At 59.1% G+C, this 21,868-nt stretch carries 21 protein-coding genes and 1 other RNA gene; 12 read left to right on the forward strand and 10 right to left on the reverse strand.

Going from position 1 to position 21,868, the window contains the following annotated elements:
• Window positions 1-191 precede the first annotated feature (191 nt).
• Entirely contained in the window at window positions 192-344 is a 153-nt protein-coding gene (locus ACF0H7_RS00465; RefSeq protein ID WP_397450897.1) for a hypothetical protein, read from the forward strand.
• 46 nt (window positions 345-390) lie between these two features.
• Here the strand turns inward: ACF0H7_RS00465 and ACF0H7_RS00470 are convergent, their stop codons facing one another.
• From ACF0H7_RS00470 to ACF0H7_RS00485, 4 genes are all read right to left on the reverse strand, one after another.
• Window positions 391-1,005 (reverse strand): 5-formyltetrahydrofolate cyclo-ligase, encoded by a 615-nt coding sequence (locus ACF0H7_RS00470; RefSeq protein WP_397450898.1) that lies wholly within the window; start codon window positions 1,003-1,005, stop codon window positions 391-393.
• A gap of 99 nt (window positions 1,006-1,104) precedes the next feature.
• A non-coding RNA gene (ssrS, locus tag ACF0H7_RS00475) (6S RNA) lies at window positions 1,105-1,283 on the reverse strand.
• 32 nt (window positions 1,284-1,315) lie between these two features.
• On the reverse strand, window positions 1,316-1,633 hold the full coding sequence (locus ACF0H7_RS00480) for a cell division protein ZapA (protein ID WP_397450899.1): 318 nt from the start codon (window positions 1,631-1,633) through the stop codon (window positions 1,316-1,318).
• Complete coding sequence (locus ACF0H7_RS00485; RefSeq protein ID WP_397450900.1) at window positions 1,630-1,839, reverse strand: TIGR02449 family protein; 210 nt, start codon at window positions 1,837-1,839, stop codon at window positions 1,630-1,632. Before ACF0H7_RS00485 ends, ACF0H7_RS00480 begins: the two co-directional genes overlap by 4 nt.
• A 183-nt stretch (window positions 1,840-2,022) precedes the next feature.
• Between ACF0H7_RS00485 and ACF0H7_RS00490 the strand changes: the two genes are divergently transcribed.
• The 9 genes from ACF0H7_RS00490 (at window position 2,023) to gcvP (ending at window position 14,027) form a co-directional block, all read left to right on the forward strand.
• Complete coding sequence (locus tag ACF0H7_RS00490) at window positions 2,023-2,577, forward strand: YecA family protein (protein WP_397450901.1); 555 nt, start codon at window positions 2,023-2,025, stop codon at window positions 2,575-2,577.
• A gap of 83 nt (window positions 2,578-2,660) precedes the next feature.
• The gene (gene pepP / locus ACF0H7_RS00495) at window positions 2,661-3,995 is read left to right on the forward strand and encodes a Xaa-Pro aminopeptidase (protein WP_397450902.1); all 1,335 of its coding nucleotides are present in this window, start codon (window positions 2,661-2,663) and stop codon (window positions 3,993-3,995) included.
• Window positions 3,992-5,179: a 2-octaprenyl-6-methoxyphenyl hydroxylase gene (gene ubiH, locus ACF0H7_RS00500; protein ID WP_397450903.1), complete on the forward strand. Its 1,188-nt coding sequence runs from the start codon at window positions 3,992-3,994 to the stop codon at window positions 5,177-5,179. Before pepP ends, ubiH begins: the two co-directional genes overlap by 4 nt.
• 52 nt (window positions 5,180-5,231) lie before the next feature.
• Window positions 5,232-6,452 (forward strand): 2-octaprenyl-3-methyl-6-methoxy-1,4-benzoquinol hydroxylase, encoded by a 1,221-nt coding sequence (locus ACF0H7_RS00505; RefSeq protein ID WP_397450904.1) that lies wholly within the window; start codon window positions 5,232-5,234, stop codon window positions 6,450-6,452.
• Between the two features lie 194 nt (window positions 6,453-6,646).
• A complete protein-coding gene (locus tag ACF0H7_RS00510; RefSeq protein ID WP_397450905.1) occupies window positions 6,647-7,648 on the forward strand; it encodes an extracellular solute-binding protein in 1,002 nt (333 codons plus the stop codon).
• 98 nt (window positions 7,649-7,746) lie between these two features.
• Window positions 7,747-9,360: an ABC transporter permease gene (locus ACF0H7_RS00515; RefSeq protein WP_397450906.1), complete on the forward strand. Its 1,614-nt coding sequence runs from the start codon at window positions 7,747-7,749 to the stop codon at window positions 9,358-9,360.
• A 167-nt stretch (window positions 9,361-9,527) separates the two neighbouring features.
• Window positions 9,528-10,610, forward strand: a complete 1,083-nt coding sequence (gcvT, locus tag ACF0H7_RS00520) for a glycine cleavage system aminomethyltransferase GcvT (RefSeq protein ID WP_397450907.1) — start codon at window positions 9,528-9,530, stop codon at window positions 10,608-10,610.
• A 48-nt stretch (window positions 10,611-10,658) separates the two neighbouring features.
• Window positions 10,659-11,045 (forward strand): glycine cleavage system protein GcvH, encoded by a 387-nt coding sequence (gene gcvH, locus ACF0H7_RS00525; protein WP_397450908.1) that lies wholly within the window; start codon window positions 10,659-10,661, stop codon window positions 11,043-11,045.
• A gap of 108 nt (window positions 11,046-11,153) precedes the next feature.
• Window positions 11,154-14,027: an aminomethyl-transferring glycine dehydrogenase gene (gene gcvP, locus ACF0H7_RS00530; protein ID WP_397450909.1), complete on the forward strand. Its 2,874-nt coding sequence runs from the start codon at window positions 11,154-11,156 to the stop codon at window positions 14,025-14,027.
• Window positions 14,028-14,285: 258 nt separating this feature from the next.
• On the opposite strand, the gene ACF0H7_RS00535 is transcribed toward gcvP, so the two are convergent.
• The 5 genes from ACF0H7_RS00535 to ACF0H7_RS00555 all read right to left on the reverse strand — a co-directional run bounded on the left by ACF0H7_RS00535 (window position 14,286) and on the right by ACF0H7_RS00555 (window position 18,433).
• Complete coding sequence (locus ACF0H7_RS00535; protein WP_397450910.1) at window positions 14,286-14,603, reverse strand: DUF2388 domain-containing protein; 318 nt, start codon at window positions 14,601-14,603, stop codon at window positions 14,286-14,288.
• A gap of 69 nt (window positions 14,604-14,672) precedes the next feature.
• Window positions 14,673-15,119: an NfeD family protein gene (locus ACF0H7_RS00540; protein WP_397450911.1), complete on the reverse strand. Its 447-nt coding sequence runs from the start codon at window positions 15,117-15,119 to the stop codon at window positions 14,673-14,675.
• A 9-nt stretch (window positions 15,120-15,128) separates the two neighbouring features.
• Window positions 15,129-16,049 carry an SPFH domain-containing protein gene (locus ACF0H7_RS00545; protein WP_397450912.1) on the reverse strand — a complete coding sequence of 307 codons (921 nt, stop codon included), beginning with the start codon at window positions 16,047-16,049 and terminating at the stop codon, window positions 15,129-15,131.
• 156 nt (window positions 16,050-16,205) lie between these two features.
• Complete coding sequence (locus ACF0H7_RS00550) at window positions 16,206-17,987, reverse strand: GspE/PulE family protein (protein WP_397450913.1); 1,782 nt, start codon at window positions 17,985-17,987, stop codon at window positions 16,206-16,208.
• A 107-nt stretch (window positions 17,988-18,094) separates the two neighbouring features.
• Window positions 18,095-18,433, reverse strand: coding sequence for a hypothetical protein (locus tag ACF0H7_RS00555; protein WP_397450914.1), 339 nt, complete (start codon window positions 18,431-18,433; stop codon window positions 18,095-18,097).
• Window positions 18,434-18,560: 127 nt separating this feature from the next.
• On the opposite strand from ACF0H7_RS00555, the gene ACF0H7_RS00560 reads away from it, so the two are divergent.
• Window positions 18,561-19,031, forward strand: a complete 471-nt coding sequence (locus ACF0H7_RS00560) for an Lrp/AsnC family transcriptional regulator (RefSeq protein ID WP_397450915.1) — start codon at window positions 18,561-18,563, stop codon at window positions 19,029-19,031.
• 93 nt (window positions 19,032-19,124) lie between these two features.
• Here ACF0H7_RS00560 and ACF0H7_RS00565 read toward each other — a convergent pair whose 3' ends face one another.
• On the reverse strand, window positions 19,125-20,492 hold the full coding sequence (locus tag ACF0H7_RS00565) for an inorganic triphosphatase (protein ID WP_397450916.1): 1,368 nt from the start codon (window positions 20,490-20,492) through the stop codon (window positions 19,125-19,127).
• Window positions 20,493-20,645: 153 nt separating this feature from the next.
• Here ACF0H7_RS00565 and argE point away from each other — a divergent pair, with 153 nt between their 5' ends.
• The gene (argE, locus tag ACF0H7_RS00570) at window positions 20,646-21,794 is read left to right on the forward strand and encodes an acetylornithine deacetylase (RefSeq protein ID WP_397450917.1); all 1,149 of its coding nucleotides are present in this window, start codon (window positions 20,646-20,648) and stop codon (window positions 21,792-21,794) included.
• Window positions 21,795-21,868 lie beyond the last annotated feature (74 nt).

Genomic DNA, 21,868 nt, shown 5'->3' on the forward strand with positions numbered 1-21,868 from the left:
TGCTCCTGAATCAGGGGGCCGGACAGCGAGTACGGCAAATTTATGACAAACCGACGGTTGGTTGACGCCACCATTTGCGTGTGCGTGAATGTTGTCGGAGAATGCCCGGGATTTTAAGCACTGCGCTACTCAACGGCCTACTAGAAAACCGTTACAGACAGCGCAAGAATTTGCCTAAGGGGGGGCAATCGATGAGACGCAAACCGGATGTATTGTGGGTACTGGCTTTTTTGTTCGGTTTGGGCATCGTGACCACCGGCTACGCACAGAGCTTGTGGACGAATAAAGTCGACGCGCCTGTCGAACTGACACAGCAACAACAGCAGACACCGACTCGCCACTGATTCGACGTTAACGTGCCGACGCTGCCACCCTGAGCAGCGTCGTCAGCTATTTGTTACTCGATACTTCATACCAGCGCTTGTCGGTCACCGTGCCCTGTAATGGCACGTCCCAACTGGCCTGCGCCAATCGTTCGACCTTCTGACACTCATGCGCGAGCCCCAGCAGAACCGGTTTCTGCCAGGCTTTTCTGCGCGCCTGGTAGGCCAGGCTGCGATCGTAAAAACCGCCGCCCATGCCGAGACGGCCACCGGCATCGTCAAATCCCACCAGCGGCAACAGAACCAGGTCCAGGGCCCAAACCGTGCGTTGTTGTGCGTTGTTGATCCGTGGCTCGGGAATGCGAAAGCGATTGGGCCGGAATTTTTCGCCATGGCGCACGCGCTGAAACACCATCTTGGTCTGCGGCCAGGCGCTGAGCACCGGCAGATAGGTTTTTTTGCCACGTTTTTGCGCCGCCCGCAGCAGCAGGCGCGGGTCGATCTCGCCATCGTTGGGCAGGTACAGGGCAATGTGGCGCGAGCGACGGAACAGGGGGTGTTGTGCAAGCTGCCGATATAAACCGCGAGCGGCCTGGCGTTGCTGGCTGGGGTTCAAGGCGCGACGGGCTTGACGTAACTGCGTGCGCAGCTGTTGTCGCGAAAGAGGAGCAGGGCTGGTCATCGACAGTGATCCAGAGTCGAATGCGGCAGATCAGCATACTCGGCAGCATGTCCGAAAAACCACCGCCACGCAGCAAGCCTGGCGATGGGCACAAAGATGAGACTCCCCGACGAACCGCTGTCGGTTTAGCCCTTGAACCCGAAAGTTCAAGGTGGAGATTGCAGGAGGACTTAAGGCTTTCCGTCAAGCGGACATGCACACCGTCCCCAACGTGCAACCCCCGTGGTTGTGCGTATCGGCTCAGGGACTTGACCGACTGGCTAGCACTCCAGGGAGCGGTCGGCAGTATACCCGAAACACTTCGCAAAGATCACTTTTGAGTCGGTTCCGGATCAGTGGCAAGCACTAGATCAACCCTTTCCAACAAATCACGCACTTGTTCGCGCGTAGAACCGCTGGCTTTGACGTCCGGCACTTCTTGCCTGTGCAGCAGGTCGTGAGTGATGTTCAGCGCAGCCATCACGGCGATGCGATCGGCTCCGATGACTTTGCCGCTGCTGCGGATCTCACGCATTTTGCCGTCCAGGTACCGCGCCGCACTGATCAGGTTAGTGCGCTCTTCCTGAGGACAAATGATCGAATATTCTTTATCGAGAATCTGAACGGTAACGCTGTTGCTTGAACTCATGAGTCTTGCTCCAGGGCTTTTAGGCGCGAAATCATCGATTCGACCTTATGCCGGGCGATTTCGTTTTTTTCAATGAGGTGAGCGCGTTCCTCGCGCCAGGATTTTTCCTGAGCTAGTAGGAGTCCATTTTGGCTTTTAAGTTGCTCGACACGGTTAATCAGCAACTCCAGTCGGGCCATCAGCGCTTGCAGATCGGTGTCTTCCATTGGTTCCCACTGAATACTTTCTGATGAATGGCGCCGCAGCGAGCGCCTTGATAGTGGTTCAAAGATAGCGTGCCCGGTGGTCTTGGCATGTCTGCAGGTGCAATCGCTGGAAATAAATGAGCGCACGCCCTACGATACAAGGCCTTCATTCTAGACATTGCGCCGCTTGGCGCCTAGTTACCCATGCCTATTCAGAATTCTCCGTACAAAGCTTTCGCCACCCTGCTCAGCAGCAGCGGTCATCCCGTGTCTCCGGCCGAGCTGCACGGCCTGTTGCTGGGTCGTAGTTGCGCCGGTGCCGGCTTTGATGCCGACGGCTGGCTGGTCGATGCCAGCGATGTGCTCGGCAGCGCCCCGGAAGACACCGTGCGTCAGGCGCTGATCGGCCTGCAAGAGATGGTCAAAGGTGAGCTTACTGGCGACGACATGACCGTCGTGTTGTTGTTGCCGAGTGATGACGAGCCGTTGGCTGAGCGTGCCATTGCGCTGGGTCAGTGGTGCCAGGGCTTCCTTGCCGGTTTCGGTCTGGCTGCCGGGCAGACTGCGCTCACCACAGAGGCCATGGAAGTGCTGCAGGATCTGGCTGCCATCGCTCAGGTCCAGGACGCGCTGGACGAGTCCGACGATGGCGAAAGCGATTACATGGAAGTGATGGAATACCTGCGGGTCGCTCCGCTGCTGCTGTTCACAGAATGCAATAAGCCTGCTGCACCTGAGCCGAAGCCTTCTTTGCACTGATCGCTCATCATTGGCGCTGTTGGCGCTCGGCCTGTGATTCAGGTTGAGCGTCGACGGGGCTCGAAAGGGGACTTCATCCGCTTATGATCCATATCCCGAAGTCGGAATACGCCCGTCGCCGCAAAGCCCTGATGGCGCAGATGGTGCCTAACAGCATCGCCATTCTGCCAGCCGCTGCGGTGGCCATTCGTAATCGCGATGTCGAACACGTTTATCGCCAGGACAGCGACTTCCAGTACCTCAGCGGTTTTCCTGAGCCGGAAGCGGTGATCGTGCTGATCCCCGGTCGCGAGTACGGCGAGTACGTGTTGTTCTGCCGTGAGCGCAATCCGCAGCGTGAGCTGTGGGATGGCCTGCGTGCCGGGCAGGAAGGCGCGATGCGCGACTTCGGCGCAGATGACGCGTTCCCGATCAGCGATATCGACGACATCCTGCCGGGCCTGATTGAGGGGCGCGACCGCGTGTATTCGGCGATGGGCAGCAACCCTGAATTCGATCGGCATGTGATGGAGTGGATCAACGTGATTCGCTCCAAGGCGCATCTGGGCGCTCAGCCGCCGAACGAATTCGTTGCGCTGGATCATCTGCTGCATGACATGCGCCTGTATAAATCGGCGGCGGAACTCAAAGTCATGCGCAGCGCGGCGGAAATTTCCGCGCGTGCCCATGTGCGAGCGATGCAAGCCAGCCGCGCCGGGTTGCATGAGTTCAGCCTTGAAGCCGAGCTGGATTACGAATTCCGCAAAGGCGGGGCGAAAATGCCGGCCTACGGCTCCATCGTTGCCTCGGGTCGCAATGCCTGCATCCTGCATTACCAGGAAAACGATGCCGTGCTCAAGGACGGTGATCTGGTGTTGATCGACGCAGGTTGCGAGATTGATTGCTACGCCAGCGACATCACCCGCACCTTTCCGGTCAGTGGCAAATTTTCGACTGAACAGAAAGCCATCTATGAGTTGGTGCTCAAGTCCCAGGAAGCGGCGTTCGCGGCCATCGGCCCGGACAAGCACTGGAACCAGGCGCACGAAGCCACCGTCAAGGTGATCACCAGCGGCCTGGTTGAACTGGGGTTGCTGGAAGGCAAGGTCGACGAGCTGATCGCTAACGAGTCCTACAAAGCGTTCTACATGCACCGGGCCGGCCACTGGTTGGGCATGGACGTGCATGACGTGGGCGAATACAAAGTCGGCGGCGAGTGGCGCGTACTGGAAGTCGGCATGACGCTGACCGTCGAGCCGGGGATTTATATCGCTCCGGATAATCAAAATGTTGCGAAGAAGTGGCGCGGAATTGGCGTGCGCATCGAGGATGACGTAGTGGTGACCAAGCAAGGCTGTGAAATTCTTTCGGGTGGCGTGCCCAAGACCGTCGCCGACATCGAAGCCTTGATGGCTGCCTCGCGCACCGAGGCCGCATGAGCCGGGTCAACATTGCAATCATCGGTGGTGGCCTGGTTGGCGCCAGCCTGGCGTTGGCGCTGCAGGCCGGGGCCAAGGCGCGTGGCTGGAAGATTGTGCTGATCGAGCCGTTCGCTCCGGGCGATTCCTATCAGCCAAGTTACGACGCCCGCTCCACTGCGCTGTCCTTCGGTGCGCGGCAAATCTACGAGCGCCTGGGCCTGTGGCAACAGATCAATCGTCGCGCCGAGCCGATCCTGCAAATTCAGGTGTCCGACCGGGGGCGCTTCGGCGCAGCGCGTTTGTCGGCGCTGGAAGAAGGTGTGCCGGCGCTGGGTTATGTGGTCGAGAACGCCTGGCTGGGCCAATGTTTGTGGCAAGGTCTGGATAGAGACATCGTTACGTGGCGCTGCCCGGCCGAAGTGACGCGCATGCAAGCGCTGGGCGACGGCTACCGGCTGACCCTGAATGACGACACCGAATTGGAGTGCGACCTGGCAGTGTTGGCCGACGGCGGTCGTTCCGGCTTGCGTGAGCAGTTGGGCATCGGTGTGCGTCAGCGCGAGTACAACCAGAGCGCGCTGATCGCCAACATCAGCCCAAGCGAAGCCCACTGCGGTCAGGCGTTCGAGCGTTTCACCGATGATGGTCCGATGGCCTTGCTGCCCTTGCCGGACAACCGTTGCGCGCTGGTCTGGACGCGTCTGGGCATGGACGCGCAGCGGCTGGCTGATCTGGACGAGCGCAGTTTCCTTCGAGAATTACAGGGCGTGTTCGGCTACCGTCTGGGCAATTTGCGTCAGGTCGGCGTTCGGCACTTGTACCCACTGAAACTGATCGAAGCCGAAGAGCAGGTGCGTCCGCATCTGGCTGTTTTGGGTAACGCCGCGCACAGCCTGCATCCGATTGCCGGGCAGGGTTTCAACTTGTCGCTGCGTGACGCCCATGCCTTGGCGGGGGCGTTGTTGACCAGTCTGCGGATTCCTGGCGACTTCGCGACCTTGCAGGCGTACCACGAGCGCCAGCGTCTGGATCAGGCGATGACCGTGGGCTTTTCTGACAAAGTCACGCGCCTTTTCGGCAGCTCGCAGCCGTTGGTGGGTGCCGGGCGTAACCTGGGGTTGCTGGGGCTCGATTTGCTGCCACCGGCCAAACGTTGGTTCGCGCGTCAGGCTATGGGGCTGGGAACGCGCCCTGATGTTTGATACCGGCCTTCTTAACATTCGGCTCACGCCACACGCGGGAACAATTTAAAGCATGGAAACGCGCGCAGATCTGCTGATCGTCGGGGCTGGAATGGTGGGTAGTGCCCTGGCGCTGGCGTTGCATGACAGCGGCCTGAATATCGTGCTGCTCGATGGCGGCCCGATGAGTGTCAAACCCTTCGACCGGCAGTCGGCCTTCGAGCCACGGGTCAGTGCCTTATCGGCGGCGACCCAGCGCATTTTGCAGCGGCTCAACGCGTGGGATGGCATCGTCGCGCGTCGCTTAAGCCCTTATGCCGAAATGCAGGTGTGGGATGGCAGCGGCACCGGGCAGGTCCACTTTTCTGCGGGCAGCGTGCATGCCGATGTGCTTGGGCATATCGTCGAAAACCGGGTGATTCAGGACGCTCTGCTTGAGCGTCTGCATGACAGCGACATCGGCCTGATGGCTAACGCGCGGCTGGAACAGATGCGCCGCTCCGGTGACGAGTGGCTGCTGACCCTGGCCGATGGCCGTACCTTGCGCGCACCGCTGGTGATCGCTGCCGATGGCGCCAATTCCGCTGTGCGTCGCCTCACCGGTTGTGCCACCCGGGAGTGGGATTATCTGCACCACGCCATCGTCACCAGCGTGCGCACCGCTGACACGCACCAAAGCACCGCCTGGCAACGCTTTACCGACGAGGGGCCGCTGGCGTTCCTGCCGTTGGAGCGTGAGGGCGAGCATTGGTGTTCGATTGTCTGGTCGGTGACGCCGTCTGAGGCCGAGCGCTTGATGATGCTGGCCGACGATGGCTTCTGTCGTGAGCTGGAAAAGGCTTTTGAAGGTCGTCTGGGCACGGTGATCAGTGCTGATCCACGGCTCTGTGTGCCGCTGCGCCAACGCCACGCCAAGCGCTATGTCGCTGAAGGTCTGGCGCTGATCGGCGATGCGGCTCACACCATTCACCCGTTGGCCGGACAAGGCGTCAACCTGGGTTTTCTCGATGCGGCCGTACTGGCTGAAGTGCTGGAGCATGCAGCCGGTCGAGGCGAACGTCTGGCGGATGTCCGCGTGCTCAGCCGCTACGAACGTCGACGGATGCCGCACAATCTGGCGCTGATGGCAGCGATGGAAGGTTTGGAGCGATTGTTCCAGGCCGATCCGCTGCCGATGCGTTGGTTGCGTAATACAGGCTTGAAGATGGTCGACCAGATGCCGGAAGCCAAGGCGATGTTCGTGCGTCAGGCGTTGGGTTTGTCGGGTGATCTACCCGCGTTGGCGCGCTTGTAAGATCCTTGTAGGAGCGGGCTTGCCCGCGATTCGATTGACTCGGTGTGTCAGATAAATCGCTATCGCGGGCAAGCCCGCTCCTACACATTATGCTCACGCAACATCCAGTAACTGCTTGGTCATGAGATTGATTGAGATGACAAATGGGATTCCCTACCATTTCGTCTCTTTCCTCAAGACACAAGGTCACACCCATGCAGGTAAGCAAACGTCTTCTGACGGCCCTGACACTGAGCGTGCTCGCCAGCACCGTCCAGGCCGCCGACGAAGTAGTGGTGTACTCATCACGGATCGATGAGCTGATCAAACCGGTGTTCGATGCCTATACCGCCAAGACCGGGGTCAAGGTCAAGTTCATCACCGACAAGGAAGCGCCGCTGATGCAGCGGATCAAGGCCGAGGGCGAGCATGCCACGGCTGATCTGCTGCTCACCGTCGACGCCGGCAACCTCTGGCAGGCCGAGCAAATGGGCATTCTCCAGCCCTTCACCTCGCCGGTGATCGACGCCAACATTCCTGCGCAATATCGGTCGTCCACCCACCGCTGGACGGGCTTGAGCCTGCGTGCGCGGACCATCGTTTACTCCACTGAGCGGGTGAAACCGGAAGATCTGTCGACCTATGAAGCGTTGGCAGGCAAGGACTGGGAAGGACGCTTGTGCCTGCGCACGGCGAAGAAGGTCTACAACCAGTCGCTGACCGCCACTCTGATTGAAACCCATGGCGCCGAGGAGTCGGAAAAGATTCTCAAGGGCTGGGTCAACAACCTGTCGACCGACGTGTTCTCTGATGACAATGCCGTGATGGAGGCTATCAATGCCGGGCAGTGTGACGTCGGCATCGTCAACACTTACTACTACGGTCGTCTGCACCAGCAGAACCCGAAACTGGCGGTGAAATTGTTTTGGCCGAACCAGTCGGATCGGGGTGTTCACGTCAACCTGTCGGGCATCGGCCTGACTCGCTACGCACCGCATCCAGAGGCCGCCAAAGCGCTGGTGGAATGGATGACCGAACCTGAGGCACAAAAAATATTCGCCGGCATCAACCAGGAATTCCCGGCCAATCCGAACGTTGCGCCGTCCGCAGAGGTGGCGGGTTGGGGCGCGTTCAAGGCCGACACCTTGCCGGTGGAAGTCGCCGGCAAGCGCCAGGCCGAAGCGATTCGCATGATGGATCGGGCGGGTTGGAATTGAGTTAGCCAGCGACACCGCATCGTTTGGATCGCGGGCAAGCCCGCTCCTACACAAAGCGATGGCGTTTTTATTTTGATCACATAATCCGAGACTTCTGCGTGCCTCATCCCGCCCAACGCCGTTGGTACCCGCTGGTCTTCAGCATCGCGGCGTTGGTGCTGTTGCCCCTGAGCGTTTTGCTGCTGTCGTGGCAATCCATTGATCAGCAGATTTGGGCGCATCTGTGGGCAACGCAGATGCCACGCCTGCTGGGCAATACGCTGCAGTTGCTCGTCGGCGTTGGCATCGGCGTCACCTTGCTTGGCGTCAGTCTCGCGTGGCTGACCAGCCTCTGCGAATTTCCCGGTCGGCGCTGGCTGGATTGGGCGTTGATGCTGCCCTTCGCGATTCCGGCCTACGTGTTGGCGTTTGTCTTCGTCGGTCTGCTGGATTTCGCCGGTCCACTGCAAACCCAGCTGCGTGAGTGGTTCGGTAACGGCGTGCGGCTGCCCCGAGTGCGTTCCACGGGTGGGGTGATCATCGTGCTGGTGCTGGTTTTCTACCCCTACGTTTACCTGCTGGCGCGCACGGCGTTTCTCGCTCAGGGCAAGGGTTTGATGGAGGCGGCGCGGGTCCTGGGCCAATCTCCATGGCAGGCGTTCTGGCGGGTGGCGTTGCCAATGGCGCGACCGGCGATTGGCGCGGGCGTGGCGCTGGCCTTGATGGAAACCCTGGCGGATTTTGGCGCGGTCTCGGTGTTCAACTTCGATACCTTCACGACCGCGATTTATAAAACCTGGTATGGCTTTTTCAGTCTTTCCAGTGCGACGCAGTTGGCCAGTTTATTGTTGCTGGCGGTGATGGTGGTGCTGTACGGCGAGCGTCGTGCGCGCGGTGCCAGCCGGCCAAGTAACGAGCGCCCGCGCGTCAAGGCGCTGTATCACCTGCGAGGGGTGAAAGCCTGGGCGGCCAGTGGCTGGTGTGCTTTGGTGTTCGCCTGCGCGTTTCTGGTGCCGGTGCTGCAGTTGATGGCGTGGTGCTGGCAGCGTGGGCGTATCGATCTGGATGAGCGCTACATCGGTTTGATTCTGCACACCTTGTACCTGGGCGGCATGGCAGCGCTGATCACCGTGAGTGTGGCGCTGATTTTGGCGTTCGCGGCGCGCATGGCACCGACCCGCGCAATTCGTTCCGGGGTCAGTCTGGCCAACCTGGGTTACGCCTTGCCCGGCTCGGTGCTGGCAGTGTCAATCATGTTGGCCTTCAGCTATCTGGACAGGGAATTGATCATCCCGTTGTCGAGTTGGCTGGGCGGTGCAGGCAAGCCGCTGTTGCTGGGCAGTCTGGTGGCGTTGCTGGTGGCTTATCTGGTGCGTTTCATAGCGGTGGCCTACGGTCCGCTGGAAAGCAGCCTGGCGCGGATTCGACCCTCGCTTGCGGAGGCCTCGCGCAGTTTGGGGGTGGGCGGTTTGCGATTGTTTACTCGGGTTTATTTACCATTGTTGGTGCCCGGCACGTTGAGTGCGGCATTGCTGGTATTTGTTGATGTGCTCAAAGAGATGCCTGCGACATTGCTTATGCGTCCATTTGGATGGGATACCTTGGCAGTGCGCATTTTTGAAATGACCAGTGAGGGCGAATGGGCGAAGGCGGCATTGCCGGCGTTGACACTGGTATTGGTTGGGCTGCTACCGGTTGTCGGATTGATTCGACGCTCGGCCAGGGCCTGTTGACCGATCAGCTAGGTGCGGGTCTACCGGCATGCGGCTACAATGCGCCGCAATCGGTGCGGTCTGTCAGACCAGTCGGGTCGTTGAAAACTGCTGAAAGCCTCTGTTTTCGGGGCTTCGCCCAGTGCTGCGTCTCTCTGCACCTTCGCCACGCCCGGAAGGAGAAACCCATGGGACAGCGTACGCCCCTCTTTGACCTGCACCTCGCGCTGGGCGCGAAGATGGTTGATTTTGGTGGTTGGGATATGCCGCTGCATTACGGCTCACAAGTTGAGGAACACCATCAGGTGCGCCGCGACTGTGGGGTGTTTGACGTGTCTCATATGATGGTCATCGACGTTGCCGGCACTCAGGCCAAGCCTTGGCTTCAGTATCTGCTGGCCAACGACATCGGCCGCTTGCATGAGCCGGGCCGTGCGCTGTACAGCGCGATGCTCAACCGCGAAGGCGGGATCATCGACGACATGATCGTCTACTACATCGACAGTGGTTATCGGCTGGTGGTGAATGCGGCGACCGGCGCCAAGGATCTGGCCTGGATGCAGGCGCATCTGTCCGGTTTCGATGTGCAGCTGGTCGAGCGCGATGACGTCGCGATGCTGGCGATTCAAGGACCGCATGCCCGCCAAAAAATCGCTGAGTTGGTGGACAGTGCTCGCGCCGCCGTGATCCAGCAATTGCGCCCGTTCGAAGGTCGCAGTGAAGGAGACTGGTTCATCGCCCGTACGGGCTACACCGGTGAAGACGGCCTGGAAATCATTCTCCCTGCCGATCAGGCCTACGGCTTTTTCAACGACCTGGTGGGTGCTGGCATATCCCCTATCGGCCTGGGCGCACGCGATACCTTGCGTCTGGAGGCCGGCTTGAACCTGTATGGTCAGGATATTCACGAACAGGTGTCACCGTTGGCCGCGAACATGGCCTGGACGGTGGCGTGGGAGCCTGCTGATCGCGACTTCATCGGCCGCGCTGCGTTGGAAAATGAACGCGCTGCAGGGGTGCAACTCAAACTGGTCGGGCTGGTGTTGGAAGAGCGTGGGGTTTTGCGCGCGCACCAGGTCGTCAGAATTACAAATATTGGCGAAGGAGAGATCACCAGTGGTAGTTTCTCACCTACGCTAAGCAAGTCGATTGCCTTGGCGCGCGTGCCAGTGGCAACCGCTGACCGTGCCGAGGTGGAAATCCGCGGCAAGTGGTATCCAGTTCGCGTGGTACAACCTACATTCGTACGTCATGGCAAAGCCTTGATATGACTTTTTCTCTGGCGGGTTTTCCGCTGACCTGATTTAGAGGATGACTAAATGAGCAATATCCCCGCCGAACTGCGTTTTGCCGAGAGCCACGAATGGGCTCGCCTGGAAGCTGACGGTAGCGTTACTGTCGGTATCTCTGACCATGCGCAGGAAGCGTTGGGCGATGTAGTGTTCGTTGAGTTGCCGGAAATCGGCAAAGTGTTCGCCGCCGGTGATGCTGCGGGCGTGGTCGAGTCCGTTAAAGCGGCGTCCGACATTTACTCGCCAATCTCGGGCGAAGTGATTGCAGTCAACGAAGACCTGGGCGGCACCCCGGAAGCGTTGAACAGCGAGCCTTATACCGCGTGGATCTTCAAACTCAAGCCAAGCAGTGTCGATGTTGACCTGGCCAAACTGCTGGACGCCGCCGCTTACAAAAGCGCCATTGGCGAGTAATCCTGCCGCACCAAGTTTGTAGATAGATTCGCTACACAAACGGCAATCCCTTCCTAGACTGAACAAGCCTCGACCTGTCGAGGCTTTGTCTTATAAGAGAGAGCCGTCATGTCCCAGTTGCCATCCCTGAGCCAGTTGCAAGACCCCAACGTCTTCCTGCGGCGCCACCTAGGGCCGGATGTCAGCGAGCAGCAAGCCATGCTTGAAAGCCTCGGCGTGACCAGCCGAACGGAATTGATCGAGCAGACCGTCCCCCCCGCCATTCTCTTTAAAAGCGAGCTGAACCTTCCGGCCGCGCTGGATGAAGAAGCTGCACTGGCCAAACTCAAAGGTTACGCCGAGCAGAACGAAGTCTGGACCAGCCTGATCGGCATGGGTTACCACGGCACCCTCACGCCGACTGTGATTTTGCGCAACGTGCTGGAGAACCCTGGCTGGTACACCGCGTACACGCCTTATCAGCCCGAGATCGCTCAAGGGCGTCTCGAAGCATTGCTGAATTTTCAACAACTGACCATCGACCTCACAGGGCTTGAACTGGCCAACGCCTCCTTGCTCGATGAAGCGACCGCCGCCGCTGAAGCCATGGCGCTGGCCAAGCGGGTGGCTAAGTCTAAAAGCAATGTGTTTTTCGTCGACCAGCACTGTCACCCGCAAACCATCTCCGTGGTACGCACCCGGGCTGAAGGCTTTGGTTTCGAACTGGTCATCGATACGGTCAGCAACCTTGGCAAATACCAGGTGTTCGGTGCATTACTGCAATACCCGGATACTCACGGCGAGATTCGTGATCTGCGACCGATGATCGAGTTATTGCATGCCCAGCAAGCCTTGGCCTGTGTCGCCGCCGATCTGTTAAGTCTGCTGGTGTTGACGCCACCGGGGGAAATGGGCGCCGATGTGGTGTTCGGTTCCTCCCAGCGATTCGGCGTGCCCATGGGCTACGGCGGCCCGCATGCGGCTTATTTCGCCTGTCGCGACGAGTTCAAACGGGCGATTCCGGGGCGGATCATCGGCGTCTCGAAAGATGCCCGAGGTAATGTCGCCCTGCGCATGGCCCTGCAAACCCGCGAGCAACATATCCGCCGGGAGAAGGCCAATTCCAACATCTGCACCGCACAAGTATTGCTCGCCAATATCGCCAGTTTTTATGCGGTCTATCACGGGCCGCAAGGACTCAAGCGCATCGCCTTGCGGGTGCACCGGCTGACGACAATCCTGGCCGTAGGACTCGAACGCAACGGTATTCAACGTTTGAACAAGCAATTTTTCGACACCTTGACCCTGGAGGTCGGCGGCAGCCAGGGAGCGATTCTCGACAGCGCCAAGGCGTTACACATCAATTTGCGCATCCTCGGTCGGGGCAAGCTGGGGCTTAGCCTCGACGAGACCTGTAATGAACAAACGGTAGCGCGCTTGTTCGATGTATTTCTCGGTGCCGATCATGGGCTGAGCGTGGTTGAACTGGACGCCGAAGCGCTGGAGTCAGGGATCCCTGCCGACGTGTTGCGCAGCTCCTCTTACCTGACTCATCCGGTGTTCAGCGCGCATCACAGCGAAACCGAAATGCTGCGGTATCTCAAGCAACTGGAAAACAAGGATCTGGCGCTGAACCAGTCGATGATTCCTCTCGGCTCCTGCACCATGAAGCTCAACGCCAGCAGCGAAATGATCCCGATTACCTGGCCCGGTTTTGCCAGTCTGCATCCCTTCGTACCGCGTGAGCAGGCGATGGGCTACACGGCGATGATCGAAGAGCTTGAAGCCTGGCTCTGCGCGATAACCGGGTTTGACGCGATCTGCATGCAGCCCAACTCCGGCGCGCAAGGTGAGTACGCCGGGCTGCTGGCGATCCACAAATATCACGTCAGTCGTAAGCAGGGGCAGCGTGATATTTGCCTGATTCCGTCGTCCGCCCACGGCACCAACCCGGCTTCGGCACAGATGGCCGGCATGCGCGTAGTCATTGTCGAATGCGATGACGCTGGCAACGTCGATCTGCAGGATCTGAATGCCAAGGCGCAGGCGGCGGGGGAAAAGTTGTCCTGCCTGATGGTGACTTACCCATCGACTCACGGTGTTTATGAGGAAGGCATTCGTGAAATCTGTGAGGTTATCCACAGCCATGGCGGTCAGGTGTATATGGACGGCGCCAACTTGAACGCTCAAGTCGGTCTGGCGCGCCCGGCTGATATCGGTGCCGACGTGTCGCACATGAACCTGCACAAGACCTTCTGCATTCCGCATGGTGGCGGCGGACCGGGCATGGGGCCGATTGGTGTACGGGCGCACCTGGCGCCGTTTGTGGCCAATCACCCGGTGGTGCAACTGGATGGCCCGGACCCTCAGAATACCGCGGTCAGCGCTGCGCCCTGGGGCAGTGCGAGTATTCTGCCGATCAGTTGGATGTACATCGCCATGATGGGCCCGCAACTGGCAGATGCCAGCGAGGTGGCGATTCTCTCGGCTAACTATCTGGCGCAGCAGTTGGGTGGTGCCTTTCCGTTGCTCTACAGCGGCCGCAATGATCGTGTGGCCCATGAATGCATTATCGATTTGCGGCCGATCAAGGCGGAAACCGGAATCAGCGAAGAGGACGTGGCCAAGCGGCTGATGGATTATGGTTTTCACGCGCCAACCATGTCGTTCCCGGTCCCGGGCACCTTGATGATCGAGCCCACGGAAAGCGAACCCAAGGCTGAGCTGGACCGCTTTATCGAGGCGATGCTGAGCATCCGCGCGGAAATCACCCAGGTGCAAAACGGTAGTTGGCCAGCAGAAGACAACCCGCTCAAGCGGGCGCCGCATACGCTGGCTGATGTCACCGGTATCTGGGAGCGGCCCTATAGCATTGCTCAAGCCGTAACGCCGACGGCACATACCCGCCAGCATAAATATTGGCCAACCGTGAATCGGGTGGACAACGTCTATGGCGATCGAAACTTGTTCTGTTCCTGCGTACCGGTAGACGACTACCGCTAATGCCGCGCGTTGCAAACACCTATAGCAATTCGGCTTGCTGGCGATGGCGATCTTAAAAACGCTGACGCCGGCAAGCCGGACTGCTACAGATGCTCAAAGGGTCGCGATATCAGCCGCTGCCTAAAAGCCTGAGAGTAACGTCATCGAAATTGGCAGGTAAATGCGCGATCGAAAGTAGGAATCGGCTTTGCCCATTCCATAACGACAGATGCCGCTCAATTGAGCGGCATCTGTGTCACGTCATTGTGTCGAAGCGAATCAGTTTTCTTCGCTAAGGTTCTTCGCCAGGATCGCGTTGGCCAGGTCCATATCCGACGCTTTCAGGCCAGGGTTGTCCGCGCGCACCTGCTGGAGCGCCGCTTCCAGATAAGGCCCGCGAATCTGACCGTCGCTGGCCACGTAGCTGTCAGCGTCATCCTGAGAGGCAACGATCAGCTTGTGGTGTTTGGAAGTCAGATAGGAGGAGCCGGTAGTGGCGCCTGACGAAAGTACGTCGCGCAAGAAACCGTCGGCCATTGCAGAACCGACCGGGAGTGAGAGTACAGCTAACGTGGCTACAGCAAATTTGAAACGCATGATGAGTAACTCCGACTGGTTGTTCTGTAACTTTTGATTACCGAGACCCAGCCGTAGTTCAATTTTGCTTCAAGGTGCGGCTTCGACCCTGAGAATCGCACCGTCCTGACTGACCACCCGCACCTGACTTCCCACCGGCAGGTCGGGGCCGATTACCATCCATACGCCGTCATTCACTTTGATCTTGCCACGCCCGCCGACAATCGCGCTCTGGACCATAAAAGTACGTCCGATCAGCTCTTGCCCGCGCATGTTCAACCCGGGTTGGTCCGATGGTCTGGCCGCAGTGCGCTGCCTGCGCCACCAGTAAGCCGCCGTCAGCACCGAGAGCACCGCAAACAACAGAAACTGCATAGTCCAGGGCAGAGGAATCAAAAAGCTGATCACTCCGACACCTGCTGCCGCGACGCCGATCCACAGCAGATAGCCGCCAGCGCCGAATACTTCAAGAATCAGCAGTATGGTGCCCAACCCCAGCCAATCCCAGAACGACAGGTGTTGCAGGTACTCCCACATGGTTACGCCTCAGACCTTTTTATTGTCGAAGGTGGCTTTGACGATTTCGCTGATACCGCCCACCGCGCCTATCACCTGGCTGGCTTCAAGCGGCATCAGAATGACTTTACTGTTGTTCGCCGACGCCAGTTTCCCCAACGCATCGATGTACTTCTGGGCGACGAAGTAGTTGATCGCCTGCACGTTGCCAGAGGCAATGGCTTCGGAGACCACTTGCGTCGCGCGGGCTTCCGCTTCGGCTTGACGCTCCCGCGCTTCGGATTCAAGGAAAGCTGCCTGACGACCACCTTCGGCCTCGAGGATCTGCGCTTGTTTCTTGCCTTCCGCCGTCAAAATCGCCGCCGCTCGCAAGCCTTCGGCTTCGAGGATTTGTGCGCGTTTGATTCGTTCGGCTTTCATCTGCCCGGACATGGCCGCCATCAAGTCGGCGGGTGGGCTGATGTCCTTGATCTCGATCCGGGTGATCTTGATGCCCCACGGTGCGGTCGCCTCGTCGACGGTGCGCAGCAGTTTTTCATTGATCCCGTCGCGCTGGCTAAGCATGGCGTCCAGCTCCATCGAGCCGAGCACGGTGCGTATATTGGTTTGCAGCAGGTTGCGGATTGCATGTTCGAGGTTGTTCACCTCGTAGGCCGCCTGCGCGGTATTGACCACCTGGAAGAAGCACACCGCGTCAATCTGCACGGTGGCGTTGTCTGCGGTGATGACTTCCTGCGGTGGGATATCCAGCACGCTTTCCATCACGTTGATCTTGCGTCCGATGCGATCCATGACCGGCACAATGATATTCAGACCTGGCTTGAGTGTATTGGTGTAACGACCGAAGCGTTCCACCGTCCATTGATAGCCCTGCGGCACCACCTTGAAGCCCATGAATACGATGGCAATCGCCAGGCCGACGAAAAGTAAAAGCACGCTACCGATTTGCATAACCATTCCCTGTTTGGTTGTTAAGCGCCATTTAGACAGAAATGCTCGCGCAAGGGCGACTATTAACAAGAATAGATCTGTTCAAGATGTGGCAGGATTGGCCAGATAGATCGCATCAAGCCATTCGCCAACAAGTTGGCGAAGACGGCCTATAAGTCAGCGCTGCTCGCTCTGCGGAGTCACCCGCAACACTTCCTCAATGGTAGTCAGCCCCGCCGACACTTTCTGTGCGCCGGACAGCCGCAAGCTGCGCATACCTTCCTTGAACGCCTGTCGGCGCATGGCGGTGAGGTCGAGATCGGCGGTGATAAGCGATTTGACGCCGTCGGACATCAACATGATTTCGTACACCCCGGCGCGGCCGCGATAACCCGTGTCACGGCATTCCGCGCAGCCCACCGCGCGGTGAGCGCCGGCCGGCACAGGGGCTTGCCACGGTCGGGTCAGGGATTGCCAATCGTCCTCTGCCAGCTCTATCGGCGCCTTGCAGTGCGGGCACAAGGTGCGCACCAATCGTTGCGCCATGACGCCGAGGATCGTCGCCTTGAGCAGGTAATGCGGTACTCCCAGCTCCAGCAATCGGCTGATGGCGCTTGGTGCGTCGTTGGTGTGCAGGGTCGACAGCACCAAGTGACCGGTGAGCGCGGCCTGAACCGCCATCTCGGCGGTTTCGAGGTCACGTATCTCGCCGATCATGATGATGTCCGGGTCTTGTCGCATCAACGCGCGCACGCCGCTGGCGAAGGTCAGGTCGATGTTGTACTGCACCTGCATCTGGTTGAAGGCCGGCTCGACCATCTCGATCGGGTCTTCGATGGTGCAGAGGTTGACCTCTGAGGTCGCCAGCTTTTTCAGCGTGGTGTAAAGCGTGGTGGTCTTGCCCGACCCGGTGGGGCCGGTCACCAGGATGATGCCGTTGGGTTGCTGCGTCATGTCCTGCCAGCGCCGCAGGTCATCGCTGGAAAAGCCCAGTTGGTCGAAGTTCTTCAGCAGCACTTCCGGGTCGAAAATCCGCATCACCATCTTTTCGCCGAACGCGGTGGGCAAGGTCGACAGCCGTAGTTCGACTTCGCCGCCGTCGGGTGTGGTGGTCTTGACCCGACCGTCCTGCGGCTTGCGCTTCTCGGCTACGTTCATCCGTCCCAGGCTTTTCAGGCGACTGACGATGGCCATGGTGACCTGTGGCGGGAATTGATAAACGTTGTGCAGCACGCCGTCGATGCGAAAGCGCACGGTGCCTTGTTCACGACGAGGTTCGATGTGGATATCACTGGCGCGTTGCTGGAACGCGTATTGGAACAGCCAATCGACGATGTTGACGATGTGCGCATCGTTGGCGTCCGGCTCCTGATCACTGGCGCCCAGCTTGAGCAGTTGTTCGAAGTTACCGAGATTGCTTAATTTCTGATCAATCGCGTTGGCGCCGCTGACTGACTTCGCCAGACGGAAAAACTCCACAGTCAGGCGCTGAATGTCAGACGGGTTGGCGATCACTCGCTTGATCGGCAGTTTCAGGACGTGGGTCAAATCCGCTTCCCATGCACTGACAAACGGCTGAGCACTGGCGATGGTCACGGCTTCGCGATCCACGGCCACGGCAAGAATCTTGTGGCGTTGGGCAAAGGCATAGGACATCAACGGGGTGATGGCGGCAACGTTGATCTTCAGCGGATCGATACGCAGATACGGCTGACCCGCGTGCTTGGCAAGCCAAAGCGTCAAGGTTTCCAGGTCGAGCTTTTTGCCAGGGCGCAACAGATCGTCGAACTGCTGGGCGGCAAGAAATTCCAGGGGGTGCATTTGCAGATTGAGCGCTGTGCGACGCAACTTCACGGCGTCTTCGGCGCAATCCCGATCAATTAAACCTTGAGCGACCAGGTCGCGCAGCAGGTCGTTCAGATCCAGTGGGCGGTCCTGGGTAGCTGAGGCGAGGGACATTCGGGCTCCTTGGGACAGTTTTGCTCTGGACGAGACAAGAGTAGTCCCCGGCGCGCCGCCTGCGATACCCGGAGCGAGGGCAACGATTGCAAAAGTTTACCTGAACGCTAGCCGACAGCCAGTGCTACGTGCTGCGACAAGACATTGTGACGCTCGACGGGGTTCAGGGTCACCGAGCAAACGTCGATAAAGCTGCGCATTTTTTCGCCAATAACCTGCGCTCGATGCCAGCTTAAGCCGTCCAGCTGGATTTCGATCTTCAGCATCTGTTCTTGCTGCAGCACACTGATGTGTTGGGGAATCAGGTATTGCATCGCGAACAGGTTAAGCACGCGGCACAGCAAGTCCGGATCGGCTTCGGCGAGGATCTGATAATGCGCACGCGTGTGAGCGCTATTGGTGGCCCAAACGTCGGGGCGAGCACTGACGGCTTCGAGGTGGGACATGCTGGCCTCTCCTTTTTGATTGAGAGAAATTCTTGCATCATGGAAAAGAAATTTCTTATCCATGATCGATTGAATTAGCCTGTTTACGACTTGTTAATGCGTTTCTTGCCAGTAATAGGGAAATTTTATGCAAATAGAGCTGGACCCTTACGACCGAAAGATTCTGGCGCTGTTGCAGGAGGATGCATCACTGTCCAGCGCGCAAATCGCCGAGCAGGTTGGCTTGTCGCAGTCGCCATGCTGGCGACGGATTCAGCGACTCAAGGATGAAGGTGTAATCCGGCGGCAGGTCACCCTGCTGGATCGCAAGAAAATCGGCCTCAACACGCAGATATTCGCCGAGGTAAAACTCAACGCCCACGGCCGATCGAACTTCACGGAGTTCACCGAGGCCATTCGTGGTTTTCCGGAAGTGTTGGAGTGTTACGTGTTGATGGGGTCGGTGGATTTTCTGCTGCGCATCGTGACCCCGGATATCGAAGCCTACGAGCGGTTTTTCTTCGAGAAATTGTCGCTGGTGCCGGGGATTCAGGAGGTCAACTCGACGGTGGCCTTGTCAGAGATCAAGTCCACCACCAGTTTGCCGATTTTGCGCTGACGCCAGACCTTGTAGGAGCCGGGCTTGCCCGCGATAGCGAAGTGTCAGACCTATCGCCATCGCGGGCAAGCCCGGCTCTTACAGTCAAGGCGGTTACAAACGCAACAAGGTTTTCCAGGCGCGGCTCTGGAACACCACGATGGTTTGCTGCACACGCTCTTCCAGCACTTCATCGCTGATCGGCAAATGTGCCAGCGCTTCCAGCTTGTTCAACTCGCCATACAGACGATCCAGTTCCGGCAAATCGAGAACACCACGGGCCAGGTGCAGCCAGGATTGGATGCGTTCAATGCGCGGCAGTTGTTCTGCGAGGTCTTCCGGCTGTTGCTGGTAGCGACCCAGTTGCAGCGAAGTCGCTTCTTCGGCCAGCAGGCGTGGCACCCAGTTCTGCAGTTGCGCAGCGCCCTGGCGATCGCCGCGGGTGTTGCGGCCAACAGTCCAGCTACGGCCCATCAACCAGCGTGAGGTGTTCAGCGAGAACAGGCCCCAGCGTGGGTCTTGAAGTTCTTCGAGGAACTGCTCATGGGCGACGTTGCGCACGTCGGCATCGTCATGGCCCGCCTGAACCAGCGGACGCCAGTCTTCCAGCAAGGCATCCAGTGCCAGACGCAGGTCGTGGGTGGTGGCACGCGGCGCGGCCTGGCCGAGGCTGCTGGTCAGGGCACGCAGCTCGGAAAGCAGCGCGACCCAGTCTTGCAGCAAGCGCCAGTGACCGTTGAAACGGTATTGCTCGGCCAGACGCTGGCTGCTACCCAACAAGTGCCAGGCCAAAACGGAGTAGGCGTCGTCCAGCGGCATCTCGGGGTTCAGCTCCGGGATCGGCAGGCTCAGCGAATAGCTGCTGGCGTCGAACAGACGGTAGCCTCGCTCGGCCTTGCTGATATCGCACGGCATCAACGGCAGGGTGAGGGCCAGCTCGGCAGCCAGTTCCAGCAGCGCGCCGGGTTCGCCTTCGCGCAATTCCAGCTCCAGCTCGCAGATTTCTTCTTTCTGCTTGCCGACGATCACGTTGCCCAGGTCCAGCGCGGCTTCGATCACGACTTTGCTCTTGCCACGGCCCCACGCGATTTCAGCGCGTTCGCGGACGAAGTCGGTAGTGAACAGCGGCTTGATGGTTTTCTTGTCCAGCTCGGCCAGTTGTTCAGGCCAGCATTCGCCATCGAGCTTTTTCAGGTCGAGTTTGGCTTTGGCCAAATCCCAGTTGTATTCATTGCGTTCCGACAGACCGGCGACACTGTTGCCTTTGGTTTTCAGCGTCTGAATGATCGCGTCGCCGTCACGACGGATGCGCAGCGCCACTTTGGCGTGGGCCAGTTCGCGTTCCGGGGTGTCGAAATACTGGTTGAGCAGTTCGAGGCGTTCCCAGCCGCTTTTGTTACGTTTCTTCAGTAACGGATGCTCGCGCAAGGCGGCGAGGGTTTCGCGGCTGACGCGGAGTTTGATTTCGGTTTCTTTCTGCATGGCCGGGGAATCCAAGCGCTGATCGCTAATAACAGGAGCGCGGCCTGTGAATGTCTGGCCGCTAAGGCCGAGCAGTGTACAGGACATGAGCTGCAACGGTTTATTCCTACGGCTCGATAGCCCTATGATGGGCTTCACACGAGGAGATCGCGTATGCCCTTGCCGTCCATGAAAGACCAGTTTGCCGCCTTGATTGCCGCGCCCTCGGTGAGTTGCACTCAGCCCGCACTGGATCAGTCCAACCGCGCCGTGATCGATCTGCTGGCAAGTTGGCTCGGAGATCTGGGCTTTGCCTGCGATATCCAGCAAGTGTTGCCTGGCAAATTCAACTTGTTGGCGACCTTCGGCAGCGGCCCCGGCGGGCTGGTGTTGGCCGGGCACAGTGACACGGTGCCGTTCGACGGTGCGCTGTGGCAGACCGATCCACTCAAACTGACCGAAGTCGACGGGCGCTGGGTAGGACTCGGTAGCTGCGACATGAAAGGCTTCTTCGCCCTGGCCATCGAAGCCATTCAGCCTTTGCTCGATAAGCCGTTCAAACAGCCGTTGATGATCCTCGCCACCTGCGACGAAGAAAGCTCGATGTCCGGCGCCCGTGCGTTGGCCGACGCCGGTCGTCCGTTGGGGCGGGCGGCGGTGATTGGTGAGCCAACCGGGCTGCGGCCGATCCGCCTGCACAAGGGCGTAATGATGGATCGCATCGATATTCTGGGGCGCAGCGGCCATTCGTCGGATCCCAGCCTTGGCCACAGCGCTTTGGAAGCGATGCACGACGCGATCACTGAGCTCAAAGGTCTGCGCCAACAATGGCAGCGTGAATACAACAACCCGCAGTTCAGTGTGCCGCAGCCAACCCTGAACTTCGGTTGCATCCACGGCGGTGATAACCCGAACCGGATATGTGGTCAGTGCTCGCTAGAGTTTGATCTGCGGCCTCTGCCGGGCATGGACCCGCAGGTTCTGCGCTCGGCAATCATGCACAAGCTGCAGCCCTTGGCCGAACAGCACCAGGTGAAGATCGACTACGCGCCGCTGTTCCCCGAAGTGCCGCCATTTGAACAGTCTGCCGACGCCGAACTGGTGCGTATAGCCGAACGTCTTACAGGACATAGCGCCGAGGCAGTAGCGTTTGGCACCGAAGCGCCTTATCTTCAGCGCCTGGGTTGCGAGACCATTGTATTGGGGCCGGGTGACATCGCCTGTGCACACCAACCGGGCGAGTACCTTGAAATGTCACGCTTGGAGCCTACTGTGCGACTATTACGTCAGTTGGTTGAACATTATTGCCTGAGCCCGGCCTGACCGGACCTTTGCCCCAATTGACTCATCAGAGAAGGAGAGTGCGCGTGTTGCCATGCCTGTTACGACGATAACCA

Origin of the sequence: Pseudomonas sp. NA-150, assembly GCF_044336365.1 — a bacterium.
GTDB lineage: Bacteria > Pseudomonadota > Gammaproteobacteria > Pseudomonadales > Pseudomonadaceae > Aquipseudomonas.